Source organism: Xanthomonas sp. D-109 (assembly GCF_017746095.1).
GTDB classification, from domain to species: Bacteria; Pseudomonadota; Gammaproteobacteria; order Xanthomonadales; family Xanthomonadaceae; genus Xanthomonas_A; species Xanthomonas_A sacchari.
The window spans coordinates 98,076-110,649 of sequence record NZ_JAGHWV010000010.1 but is presented as its reverse complement, the minus strand read 5'-3'; the positions used below and the strand labels follow the sequence as shown (position 1 = coordinate 110,649).

Sequence of the window (12,574 nt, the reverse complement as noted above, 5' to 3'; positions counted from 1 at the left end):
GAGGGTCGGGCAGGGCCTGCATGCCTGGGGTGCGCTGCGTGCCGCCGTATCCTCACCCCAACCCCTCTCCCGGTGGGAGAGGGGCTCTTGCTGTTCCTTCTCCCGTCGGGAGAAGGTGCCCCGCAGGGGCGGATGAGGGTTGGGCGGCGCCTGCGTGGCTGGGGTGCGCTGCGTGCCGCCGGACCCTCACCCCAACCCCTCTCCCGGTGGGAGAGGGGCTGCTTGCTGCCTCAGCTTCTGCAAATCCCCAATCCCGAATCCCCAATCCCCGCCCCCAGGCATGTGCCACAAGCTGGGCGCCGCGAGGCTGGACTTGCCCGGCCCCAGACGCTAGCGTGCAAAGCGTTTTTGTCGTTTCAGGGGTAACCATGAACAATGCTGCCGCGCCGCGCCAGCTCACGTTCCGTGCCGTGGTGCTGGCGATCGTGCTGGCCGTGGTGCTGTCCGCCGCCAATGCCTACCTCGGCCTGTTCGCCGGCCTGACCATCGCCACCGCGATTCCGGCGGCGGTGGTGTCGATGGGCGTGCTGCGCCTGCTCGGTGGCGGCTCCATCCTCGAGAACAACATCGTGCAGACCGGCGCGTCGGCCGGTTCCTCGATCGCGGCGGGGGTGATCTTCACCATCCCGGCGCTGGTGATCATGGGTTACTGGCCGGACTTCAAGTACTGGTGGGTGCTCGGCATCGCCGGCATGGGCGGCCTGCTCGGGGTGCTGTTCTCGGTGCCGCTGCGACGCTCGATGATCGTCGAGGATCCGCTGCCGTTCCCGGAAGGCAAGGCCGCCGCGGAAGTGCTCAAGGCCGGCGAGAACCCCGGGCCGGGGCTGAAGATCCTCGGCCTGTCGGCGGCGATCGGCGGGCTGGTCAAGCTCGGCGCGGCCAGCGGCCTGAAGGTGATTCCGGATACCTGGGCGCAGGCCGCGTACATCGGCAGCAGCAAGATGGTCGGCTACGTCGGTACCAATCTGTCGCCGGCGCTGCTGGGCGTGGGCTACATCGTCGGGCTCAACGTCGGCATCGTGGTGTTGTCCGGCTCGATCCTGTCGTGGCACATCGCCATTCCGCTGTACCAGCAGTTCTTCATGGGCTCCGATCCGGCGCTGGCACAGAGCCTGGCCAATGCGCCGGCGGCCGAGGCCGCGTTCGGCATCTGGTCGGCCAAGGTGCGCTACCTGGGCGTGGGCGCGATGCTGATCGGCGGCGTGTGGACGCTGTTCTCGCTGCGCAAGTCGCTGCTGTCGGGCGTCAAGAGCGGCTTCGCCGCGGCGCGCAAGAGCACCGGCGGCGCCGCGGTGGCCGAGACCGATCGCGATCTGCCGATGAAATGGATGCTGGTGGCGCTGCTGCTGTGCACGCTGCCGCTGCTGGGCCTGTACCAGGCCATCGTCGGCCAGTGGCACGTCAGCGTGCCGATGACCCTCATCATGATCGTCGCCGGCTTTTTGTTCGTGTCGGTGTCCGGCTACCTGGCCGGCCTGATCGGGTCGTCGAACAATCCGGTGTCCGGCATCACCATCTCCACCATCCTGTTCGCCTCGGCGGTGCTGGTGCTGCTGCTCGGGCGCGATTCGCCGATCGGCGCGGTCGCCGCGATCATGATCGGTGCGGTGGTGTGCTGCGCCGCGGCGGTCGGCGGCGACAACCTGCAGGACTTGAAGGCCGGTTACCTGGTCGGCGCCACGCCGTGGAAGCAGCAGCTGATGCTGGCGATCGGCGCGTTCTCGTGCGCGCTGATCATGGCCCCGGTGCTGAATCTGCTGGCCCAGGCCTACGGCATCGGCGCAGCCACGCCGCAGCATCCCAATGCGCTGGCGGCGCCGCAGGCCACGCTGATGGCGTCGGTGGCCAAGGGGCTGTTCGGCGGCGAGCTGCCGTGGACCATGATCGGCATCGGCGCCGGCGTCGGTGCGGCGATCATCGCCCTGGACGAATGGCTGAAGAAGACCGGCAAGCGCTTCCGCGTGCCGGTGCTCGCCGCGGCGATCGGCATCTACTTGCCGCTCGAACTGATGGTGCCGATTTTCCTCGGCGGCCTGCTGACCCATCTGGTCGAGCGCTTCCACAAGATCCGCGCCGACGACGAAGAGGGCCGCGACCGCGTGCACCGTCCGGGCACGCTGTTCGCCGCTGGCCTGATCACCGGCGAAGCGCTGATGGGCATCGCCATCGCGGTGCCGATCGTGGCCTCGGGCCGCGCCGACGTGCTGGCACTGCCGGAGGCGTTCCACCTCAACCAGTGGGCCGGCCTGTCCCTGCTGGCCTTCGTCGGCTGGCTGCTGTACCGCACCGGCCGCAAGGGCGAAGCCGCGGCCGCGCCGCGCACGTAATCGGCGCAACCGCCTCCCGCAACGCAACATCCGAAGCCCGGCCCGCGCCGGGCTTCGCGTTTGCGGCCGCGCCAGCGCGCCGCGTGCCGTATCAGTTTCTCGCCGGCTGATCCGCACCGCGTGTATCGCTTGGTCCAAGAGCGAATCGCGCCCAGCCGCCTGCGCTTGCCGATGTCGCTTTCACCACCAAGGCCAGCTCCGGCACCGGCTTCCTGCGCTTGGCCAAGCCAGCGCATCGCGCAATCAATGCCGATGCCCCTCTCATCCAGCCGCGCGTAGGGCCGCGGTCCGCCCGCTGTCCACCACCGTGCCAGTGCGAATCTTCGTAGCCCCCAGCCGAGCCAGCGCCCCGCTCTTCCCAATCCCGATTCCCCATTCCCCATTCCCGGCCCCTCCATGACTTCAGTCCTTTGCGCCACGCCCACCACGGCCCCTACCATCGACGTTTTGCCGTGTTCCGGAGACACCCGATGACCCTGCGCTACGCCTTGCTGCCCCTGGCCCTGCTGACTGCGCTGCCCGCGCTGGCCGCCACCCGCGGTTTCGAAGTTCGCGACATGGTCGCGCTGGACCGGGTGTCCTCGCCGCTGCTGACGCCCGACGGCGGCACCGTGATCTTCGCCAAGCGGCAGATGGACAAGGCGCTGGAGAAATCCAGCACCAGCCTGTGGTTGCGCGACCTGCGCACCCGCGATGCGGCGCCGCCGAAGCGGCTGACCCCGGAAGGCTGGAACGTCAACTCGCCGGAACTTTCGGCCGACGGCAAGACCGTGTACTTCCTCAGCGCCAAGTCCGGCCGCCAGCAGCTGTACGCGCTGCCGCTGGCCGGCGGCGCGCCGCGCCAGCTCACCGATTTCGCGCTGGACGTGGACAGCTACCGCATCGCCCCACAGGGCGACCGGGTGGCCTTCAGCGCCGGCGTGTTCCAGGACTGCGGCTCGGACCTGGCCTGCACGCAGAAGCGCCTGGACGCCAAGAAGCAATCCAAGGCCACCGGCGTAGTGTTCGACCAGTTGTTCGTGCGCCACTGGGATACCTGGAATGACGGCCGTCGCAACAGCCTGTTCGTCGCGCCGCTGCCGGCCGGCGCCAAGGCCAAGCCGGTCGCCGGCGCCTCGGCGGTGAGCGTGACCCTGGCCGGCGACATCCCCTCCAAGCCGTTCGGCGGCAGCGAGGACTACACCTGGGCGCCGGACGGACAGTCGCTGGTCGCCAGTGTGCGCGTGGCCGGCCGCGAGGAGCCGTGGTCGACCAACTTCGACCTGTACCGGCTGGACGCCGCCGGCAAGGCCGCGCCGGTCAACCTGACCGCGGCCAATCCCGCGTGGGACGCCGGCCCGGTGTTCTCCGCCGACGGCAAGACCCTGTTCTATCGCGCGATGAAGCGCCCTGGCTTCGAGGCCGACCGCTTCGGCCTGATGGCGATGGACGTGGCCAGCGGCAAGACCCGCGAGATCGCCCCGCAGTGGGATCGTTCGGCCGGCGAGATCGTGCTGTCGGCCGACGGCAAGACCGTCTACACCACCGCCGACGACATGGGCCAGCACCCGCTGTTCGCGGTGGACGTGGCCGATGGCAAGGTGCGCACCGTGGCGGCCGACGGCAGCGTCGGCGCGCCGGTGCTGGCCGGCAACACCCTGGCCTTCACCCGCAACAGCCTCAAGAGCGGCGACCAGATCGTGGTCGCCGATGCCGACGGCCAGCAGCCGCGCGCCATCACCCCCAGCGCCGGCGAGATGCTGCCAGACGTGAAGTTCGGCGACTACGAGCAGTTCTCGTTCAAGGGCTGGAACAACGACACCGTGCACGGCTATGTGGTCAAGCCGTACAACTACCAGGAAGGTAAGACCTATCCGGTCGCGTTCCTGATCCACGGCGGCCCGCAGGGCAGCTTCGGCAACGGCTGGAGCTATCGCTGGAACCCGCAGACCTATGCGGGGCAGGGCTACGCGGTGGTGATGATCGACTTCCACGGTTCCACCGGCTACGGCCAGGCCTTCACCGATGCGATCAGCCAGCACTGGGGCGACCGCCCGCTGGAAGACCTGCAGAAGGGCTGGGACGCGGCGCAGAAGCAGTACGGCTTCCTCAACGGCGACAAGGCCTGCGCGCTCGGCGCCAGCTACGGCGGCTACATGGTCTACTGGATGGCCGGCAACTGGAACAAGCCGTGGAAGTGCCTGGTCGACCACGACGGCGTGTTCGACAACCGCATGATGGGCTACGCCACCGAGGAGCTGTGGTTCAGCGAGTGGGAGAACGGCGGTACGCCGTGGCAGAACCCGGCCGGCTACGAGAAGTTCAACCCGATCCTGCACGTGGACAAGTGGAAGGTGCCGATGCTGGTGATCCACGGCCAGCAGGATTTCCGCATCCCGATGGAGCAGGGCCTGGCCGCGTTCGGCGCGCTGCAGCGCAAGGGCATCGAGTCCAAGTTCCTGTATTTCCCGGACGAGAACCACTGGGTGCTGAAGCCGCAGAACAGCATCCTCTGGCATGACACGGTCAACGGCTGGCTGAAGCAGCATATCGGGGAGTGAGGGGGCCTGGGGCTCGGGATTCCTGAGCCCCGGACTGGGTCATGGCCCAGGTCCCGGGATGGGTGATTGGGGATTCGGGATTCGGGATTCGGGATTCGGGATTTTTCCGCGATCCCAGTAATCCGGCGCCCTTGTGGGAGGGGCTTCAGCCCCGACGCCTTGCCGCTAAAGCGTCGGGGCTGAAGCCCCTCCCACAAAAACAACAGGGCGCTTGCAGCGCGTCGCTCCTGCGAATTCACCCGCGCTCCGGTGCTCCTTTCGATCTTTGTTGAGACCTCCAAACCTCCAGCCGCGGCGCACGAATCCCGAATCCCCACTCCCGAATCCCCGCCCCACCGCCCGATGCCCTCGACGCCCCTGATCACCAACGACATCGTCATCTTCGGCCTGATCGCCGCCACCCTGGGTGCGGTGTTCTGGACCGCGGCGCGGCCATCGGGATTCTGGAAGCGTTTCTACGGCTTCGTGCCGGCGCTGCTGCTGTGCTATCTGATTCCGGGCATCTACAACACCGTCGGCCTGATCGACGGGCAACACAATTCGCTCTACAACCCGGTCGCGCGCGACGTGCTGCTGCCGGCGGCGCTCGTCCTGCTCACCCTCACCGTCGACCTCAAGGGCATCCTGCGGCTGGGGCCCAAGCTGGTGGCGATGTACCTGGGCGCGTCCTTCAGCATCATGCTCGGTGCGGTGGTGGCGTTCCAGATCATGAAGTGGCTGCACCCGGTCACCGTGGCCGGCGACACCTGGGCCGGCATGGCGGCGTTGGCCGGCAGCTGGATCGGCGGTGGCGCCAACATGCTGGCGATGCGCGAGGTGTTCCAGGTCGATGCCACCACCTTCGGCCAGTTCGCGGTGGTCGACGTCGGCGTCGGCTACGTGTGGATGGCGCTGCTGATCTTCCTGGCACAGCGTGCGCCGGCCATCGACGCGCGCACGGGCGCAGACACCCGCGGCATCGACGACCTCAAGCAGCGTATCGCCCACTTCCAGGCCCAGCACGAACGCGTGGCCAGCCTCACCGACCTGATGCTGATCGTCGGCGTGGCCTTCGGCGCGGTCGGCCTGGCGCATGCGATCGCCACGCCGGCAGCCGCCTGGTTCGATGCCAACGTCAGCTGGGCCAAACAGTTCAGCCTCGGCTCGCCGTTCGTGTGGGTGGTGGTGCTGGCCACCACCTTCGGCCTGCTGCTCAGCTTCACCCGCGCGCGTACCCTCGAGGGCGCCGGCGCCTCGCGCATCGGCACGCTGCTGCTGTACTTCCTGATCGCCTGCATCGGCATGCAGATGGACCTGCTGGCGCTGTTCGACCGCCCCTGGATCTTCGCGCTCGGCCTGATCTGGCTCATCGTGCACGTCCTGCTGCTGTTGGCGCTGGGCAAGCTGCTGCGGGTGCCGTTCTTCTATTTCGCGATCGGCTCGCAGAGCAACGTCGGCGGCCCGGCCTCGGCGCCGGTGGTGGCGGCCGCGTTCCATCCGGCGCTGGCCCCGGTCGGCGTGCTGCTGGGCACGATGGGCTATGCCACCGGCACCTATCTGGCCTACGTGGTGGGCATCGTGCTGCGCGCGATGGCCGGCGCCGGCTGACGCCACTTCGCAACGGCGTCCGACCCAGCGCCAGCGCGATCCGCACGACTTGGAGGCCGGGGACGCACGCGAGGCGTTTGCCTGTCATGCGGTGGCCACATGGCAGGCGTTCCCGGGAACGCCTGCCATGGCGTGGGCCTGCGGCGATTACTGCATCGCCACGCTGCGCTGCCGTTCTTCCTGCTGCTGCGGCGGCGCCTGCAGGTTCTGCTGCTGCAACTGGCCGACGTTGGCCTGCGACGGCTCGTGGGCCGCGGCGGCGGTCTGTACCTGGCTGCGCAGGTGCGCCGGGTTTTCCGGCTGCCCCTGGACCGCGAACAGGCGGTCGCCATCGCGGCTGGGCAGGACCTGGTCGATGCGCTGCAGGCCGTCCTGGCCGGCACGCGCGGCCACGCTGGCGGCGGTGTTGAGGAAGGCCGCATCGTCGTGCAGGCCGAGCCGGTCGCGTTGCCCGTCCAACTGCACCACCGCGTCGTTGAACAGGCGGCTGCCGGTCGACAGGCCGGCCGATTGCGCTTGCCCCTGGCTTTGCGCCTGCAGATCCTCGGCCTTCATCACCGAGTCGATGCCGTGCAGGTCCAGACGATGCTTGAGCATCATGCCGGGGACCAGGCGCTGGCCGAACGACAGCGGGTCCGGTTCCGGCAACTGGATCTGGTGGCCGGCGGCGTCGGGCATCAGGCCGCGGGTGAGCAGGTTGTCCTCCTGCAGATAGGTCAGCAGTTCGTTCTTGACGTGATAGCCGCGGATCAGTCCATCGGCGGCATAGGCCTTGGCGGCGTCGGCGTCCAGGCCTTCGCGCTCCAGGGTCTTGTTGTTGACCCCGGCGGCATTGAAGGTCACCGCGGGCACGTCGTTGACCATCGACGAGGCCGCGGCCAGGCCGCCGCCCAGCGAGTGCCCGGAGATCAGCAGATTGTCGCCGAAGGCCTGCTTGGCCTGGCTGCCGAGCTGGATCGCCGAGGCGTACTGTGCGTCGGAAAAGCCCAGGCCCTGGCCGATGTTGTGCTTCCAGTCCTTCAGTTCGTCCGTGCCGCAGAACCCCAGCACCACGTTGCCCTGCGGGTTGCGGTAGAACGCGGCATCGAAGCCGCTCTTGGCATCGTGCTGCAGGCTGGGGTCGATGCCGGCGCGCTGCAGCGCGGCGTCGTCCATCCGCGACCAGCCGTCGGGCAATGCGGCGAAGGTCTCGGCGCCGCCGGCGCGGCGCTCGGCGGCGGTGTGGTAGAGGTCCTGCAGCAGTGGCGGCAGCTGCCGGTCCACCGCCTGCGGCTGCTGGCCGCGGACGGCGTCGGAGAAGGAGGTGGACGGATCGGACGGGGAAAGATCGTTCTGGTTCATGCGCGGCTCCGTGCGAATGTGGCGACCGACCGCGTCAGCGGCTCGCTTCCAACGGGATGGCGTGGGTGCTCAGCCAGGCGCGCACGTCGTTGCGGACCTGCTGCGCGTTGGCGTTGAGCAGGCGCTCGGGCGTGTTGAAGAAGTACGCCTGGAAGGTCTTGCCCTGGGCGTTGCGCAGGCTCGGATCGACCCCGGCCTGCAGCAGCTTGAGCACCCACGGGTTGCCGGCGCTGCTCTGCGCGGCCAGGTGCAGCAGCGAGTTGCCGGTGGCGTCGACCCGTTTCGGATCGGCGCCGGCCTTGAGCAGAAGTTCGATCTGCGCATCGCGCTTGCTCTGCACGGCGCGGAACAGCGGCGTCCAGTTCGCGCGCGCACTCACCGGGTCGACCGGGGCGCCGTGCTGCAGCAGAATCTGCAGGTATTGCGGATCCTTGGCCATGGCGGCCATGTGCACCACGGTTTCCTGGTCCATGCCCGGCAGCGACGGGTCGGCACCGGCGTCGAGCAGCGCCGCCAGCGCGCGCGGCTGTTCGTTCCAGATGGCCCATTCGAGCAGGGTGAGGTTCTGGTCGCCATGCGCGGACAGGTCCGTGCTCGGCGCCAGGGCGGCGATGCGGGCGACGTCGCCGCGCGCGATGGCAGCGGCGATGTCGGCGAGTGCGGGGTCGCGGAAGGCGACCGAATGATCCTGCAGCGAGGCTGACATGACGGAATGCTCCTTGGCGCCGGACTGTGCGGCGCAACTGACCGAGAAGAACAGCGAGGTCGCGAGTGCGATCAGGGCGGGGACGGGCGTACGCATGCAAGGCTCCTTTCCTGTTCGCGGTCCTGGGATGACGGCGCACGTCCTGGCGCCGCTGTCGATCCTAGCAGTGGTTTGCCGGGGTTTCGCGGCAGTTTTGTGACGTTGTCTGCGGATCTCGGGCGGCGTTCCATTCGGTGCCGGGTGGTTTAACCGGGAACGAACGCTTGCCAGTCCGAATGTCGCCACGGCAGCGTTGCCCTCGCGAACGGGCAGGGCATGCAGGCGCCTCCAATTGCGCAGACGCGCGTGCGCCTGCGTCCCTGCGCCCGTCATGCGCGTCCGTGGTCGGCCTGTGTGCCGCCGCTGTCGACGCCACACAGGCGAGGGACATGCGCACGGCGGCATAATGGCGGTTTTCCCCAAGGAGCGCGCGATGACGGCGACCCCCTTCGACCTGTTGATCAGCGATTGCGACGGCGTGCTCGTCGACAGCGAAGTGCTGGCCGACCGGGTGATGCTCGATGCGCTGGGCGCCTATGTGCCGCGGGTCGAACTGGAACAGTTTCTCGCCGGCAGCTTCGGCCTCACCGCGCAGGAAATCGTGCAGCGCGTGCAACGGCAGTATGCGCTGGACCTGCCGCCGGGCCTGTACCAGGAGATCCGCACGCGCTCCGAAGCGCTGATCGCGGCCGAAGTGCAGCCGATCGCCGGCGTGCGCGAGGCCTTGCTGGCGTTGCCGCTGCCGATCGCGGTCGCCTCCAACAGCATGCGCGAGAGCGTGGTCGCCTCGGTGGCGCGCGCCGGCCTGGCCGAGCGCGTCGGCGAGCGCATCTTCAGCGCCGACATGGTGGCGCGGCCCAAGCCCGCGCCGGACGTGTATCTGCTGGCGGCGAACACGCTGGGCGTGGCGCCGGAACGCTGCCTGGTGATCGAGGACAGCGCCACCGGCGCGAGCGCCGCGCTGGCCGCGGGCATGACCGTGATCGGTTTCACCGGTGCCGCACACATTCCCGCCGGGCACGCCGCGACCCTGCGCCAGCTCGGCGTGGCCGCGGTGATGGAACACATGCGCGAGTTGCCGCAGACCTATGCGGCATTGGTGCGTGACGCGGCGGCTTGAAGAGCCGGGATTGGGGAATCGGGATTCGGGAATGGGAGCAGCCCCGCGAGTGCGTGGCATCCGCGTGCTTCTCCGTAGGAGCGGCTTCAGCCGCGACGCGTTACCGGTAAGGCGTCGCGGCTGAAGCCGCTCCTACAACGGCCAAGCGGCGATGCCCATTGCAAGCATCGCCGCAATTTCATCACGATCACCACCACCAATCCCCAATCCCGACTCCCCAATCCCCGCCTTTCAACAACAGCGAAACCCGCTCTTGCCGCCATACCGCGCCTCCTGGCGCTCGCGGAAGAAGGTCTTGTAGTCCATCGGCTCGCGGTCCGGGTGCTTTTCCAGCATGTGCCGCACGTAGTTGTCGTAGTCGGGGATGCCGCAGCACAGGCGTGCGGTCTGCACCAGGCGCCGCCACAGCCGGCGGTGCGCCTGGTACTGGCCGACCGGAACCAGTGCGCCGCCCATTACAGGTCCGCCATCTGGTGCGGCTGCAGGGCCACGTACGCGGTCTCGCGGTCGCTGCGCTGCGGAGTGCGGCGGGCGACGAGGATGGTCTTGATCGCGTACACCAGCACCGCGAACACCACGCACAGGAACAGCACGGTCAGCCCGGTGTTGACGTAGGCGTTGGTGACGATCTGCTGCATCTGCGCCACCGACTTGGCCGGCGCGGTGACGGTGCCGCTGGCGATGGCGTCCTGGAACTTGTGCGCCTGCGCCAGGAAGCCCTGCGATGGGTTGGCGTCGAAGATCTTGATCAGGCCGGCGTAGGTGGTGCAGATCAGCAGCCACACCGCCGGCACCGCGGTCACCCACGCGTAGCGGTCGCGCTTCATCTTGAACAGCACCACCGTGCCCAGCATCAGTGCGATGCCGGCCAGCATCTGGTTGGAGATGCCGAACAGTGGCCACAGCGTCTGGATGCCGCCGAACGGATCGACCACGCCGGTGTACAGCAGGTAGCCCCACAGCGCCACGCAGCCGGCGGTGCCGATGATGTTGGCGGTCCACGACTCGGTCTTCTTCAGCGCCGGCACGAAGTTGCCGAGCAGGTCCTGCAGCATGAAGCGGCCGGCGCGGGTGCCGGCGTCCACCGCGGTGAGGATGAACAGCGCCTCGAACAGGATCGCGAAGTGGTACCAGAAGGCCATCATCGCGTCGCTGCTGTTGGGGATGGCCTGGTGCAGGATCTGCGCGATGCCCACCGCCAGCGTCGGCGCGCCGCCGGCGCGATGCAGGATGGTGGGTTCGCCGATCGCCGCCGCGGTGGCGGTGAGTTGCTCCGGGGTGATGGCGAAGCCCCAGGTGGTGCTGATGTGGTGCGCGGCGGCGGCGACGTCGGCGCCGATCACCGCGGCCGGGCTGTTCATCGCGAAGTACACGCCCGGGTCGATGATCGAGGCCGCCACCAGCGCCATCACCGCCACGAACGATTCCATCAGCATGCCGCCGTAGCCGATGTAGCGCATGTGCGACTCGTTGGCGAGCAGCTTGGGCGTGGTGCCCGAGGAGATCAGCGCATGGAAGCCGGACACCGCGCCGCAGGCGATGGTGATGAACAGGAACGGGAACAGGCCGCCCTTCCACACCGGGCCGTCGCCGCTGGCGGCGAACTGGGTCAGCGCCGGCATCTTCAGTTCCGGCATCACCACCAGGATGCCGATCGCCAGCGCGATGATGGTGCCGATCTTGAGGAAGGTGGACAGGTAGTCGCGCGGCGCCAGCAGCAGCCACACCGGCAGCACCGAGGCGACGAAGCCGTAGCCGATCAGCATCCAGGTGATCTGCGTGCCGGTGAAGGTGAAGGCCGGGCCCCAGGTCGGATCGGCGGCGACCTTGCCGCCGAACCAGATCGCCGCCAGCAGCAGGATCAGCCCGACCACCGAGATCTCGCCGATCTTGCCGGGGCGGATGTAGCGCATGTACACGCCCATCAGGATCGCGATGGGCATGGTCGCGATCACCGTGAACATGCCCCAGGGGCTTTCCGCCAGCGCCTTGACCACCACCATCGCCAGCACCGCCAGGATGATGATCATGATCAGGAACGCGCCGAACAGGGCGATGGTGCCGGGCACCTGGCCCATCTCCTCGCGCACCAGGTCGCCGAGCGAGCGGCCGTTGCGGCGGCTGGACAGGAACAGCACCATGAAGTCCTGCACCGCACCGGCGACCACCACGCCGACCACCAGCCACAGCAGGCCGGGCAGGTAGCCCATCTGCGCGGCCAGCACCGGCCCGACCAGCGGCCCGGCGCCGGCGATGGCGGCGAAATGGTGGCCGAACAGCACGTGCTTGTTGGTCGGCACGTAGTCCAGGCCGTCGTTGTTGAGCACCGCCGGCGTGGCCCGGCTGGGGTCGAGCTGCATCACCTTGTCGGCGATGAACAGGCTGTAGAAGCGGTAGGCGATCAGGTAGATCGACACCGCGGCCACCACGATCCACAGCGCATTGATGTGTTCGCCGCGGCGCAGGGCGATGGTGCCGAGGCAGAACGCCGCCAGGATGGCGAGTGCGGCCCAGGCCAGCTTGGAAAACCCTTTCATGCAGAACGCTCCCCCAAAGATTGCCGCAAGGGTCGCCCCGATGGCCTGGAGGGTCAATGGCGAGGGCGGCCAGGGGCCTAGTACTTTGGTCGTAGAAGAAGCCCCTCTCCCCCCGGGAGAGGGGTTGGGGTGAGGGTACGGGGCGAAGCCCTCGCGAATCCAACCTGGGCTTTCGGACGCTGCACGAGGCTGCGCCCGTACCCTCATCCGCCCCTTCGGGGCACCTTCTCCCGGGGGGAGAAGGGAGTGCATGGCTTCGGACGGATAATGAGCCGTCGCAGCGCGCTTTAGCCCCTCTCCCACCGGGAGAGGGGTTGGGGTGAGGGTACGGGGGCGAAGCCCTCGCGGATCCAGCCTAGGCTTTCGGACGCTGCACG

Annotated in this window: 8 protein-coding genes; 4 read left to right on the top strand and 4 right to left on the bottom strand. The window is 68.5% G+C overall.

Annotation, left to right across the window (positions count from 1 at the left end; translation table 11 throughout):
* The first annotated feature begins 368 nt into the window (after positions 1 to 368).
* The 3 genes from J7357_RS11040 (at position 369) to J7357_RS11030 (ending at position 6,454) form a co-directional block, all read left to right on the top strand.
* On the top strand, positions 369 to 2,327 hold the full coding sequence (locus tag J7357_RS11040; RefSeq protein WP_209246430.1) for an oligopeptide transporter, OPT family: 1,959 nt from the start codon (positions 369 to 371) through the stop codon (positions 2,325 to 2,327).
* Between the two features lie 470 nt (positions 2,328 to 2,797).
* Positions 2,798 to 4,867: a S9 family peptidase gene (locus tag J7357_RS11035; protein ID WP_209246428.1), complete on the top strand. Its 2,070-nt coding sequence runs from the start codon at positions 2,798 to 2,800 to the stop codon at positions 4,865 to 4,867.
* A gap of 342 nt (positions 4,868 to 5,209) precedes the next feature.
* Positions 5,210 to 6,454, top strand: coding sequence for a DUF819 family protein (locus J7357_RS11030; RefSeq protein WP_209246426.1), 1,245 nt, complete (start codon positions 5,210 to 5,212; stop codon positions 6,452 to 6,454).
* A 147-nt stretch (positions 6,455 to 6,601) separates the two neighbouring features.
* On the opposite strand, the gene J7357_RS11025 is transcribed toward J7357_RS11030, so the two are convergent.
* A complete protein-coding gene (locus J7357_RS11025; protein ID WP_209246424.1) occupies positions 6,602 to 7,795 on the bottom strand; it encodes an XVIPCD domain-containing protein in 1,194 nt (397 codons plus the stop codon).
* Between the two features lie 34 nt (positions 7,796 to 7,829).
* Positions 7,830 to 8,597, bottom strand: coding sequence for an ankyrin repeat domain-containing protein (locus tag J7357_RS11020; RefSeq protein ID WP_209246422.1), 768 nt, complete (start codon positions 8,595 to 8,597; stop codon positions 7,830 to 7,832).
* A gap of 376 nt (positions 8,598 to 8,973) precedes the next feature.
* On the opposite strand from J7357_RS11020, the gene J7357_RS11015 reads away from it, so the two are divergent.
* Positions 8,974 to 9,660, top strand: coding sequence for an HAD-IA family hydrolase (locus J7357_RS11015; protein ID WP_209246420.1), 687 nt, complete (start codon positions 8,974 to 8,976; stop codon positions 9,658 to 9,660).
* A 231-nt stretch (positions 9,661 to 9,891) separates the two neighbouring features.
* On the opposite strand, the gene J7357_RS11010 is transcribed toward J7357_RS11015, so the two are convergent.
* Together J7357_RS11010 and J7357_RS11005 are read right to left on the bottom strand one after the other, a co-directional pair.
* Complete coding sequence (locus J7357_RS11010) at positions 9,892 to 10,116, bottom strand: CstA-like transporter-associated (seleno)protein (RefSeq protein ID WP_010341969.1); 225 nt, start codon at positions 10,114 to 10,116, stop codon at positions 9,892 to 9,894.
* Positions 10,116 to 12,197, bottom strand: a complete 2,082-nt coding sequence (locus J7357_RS11005; protein ID WP_209246418.1) for a carbon starvation CstA family protein — start codon at positions 12,195 to 12,197, stop codon at positions 10,116 to 10,118. Before J7357_RS11005 ends, J7357_RS11010 begins: the two co-directional genes overlap by 1 nt.
* Positions 12,198 to 12,574 lie beyond the last annotated feature (377 nt).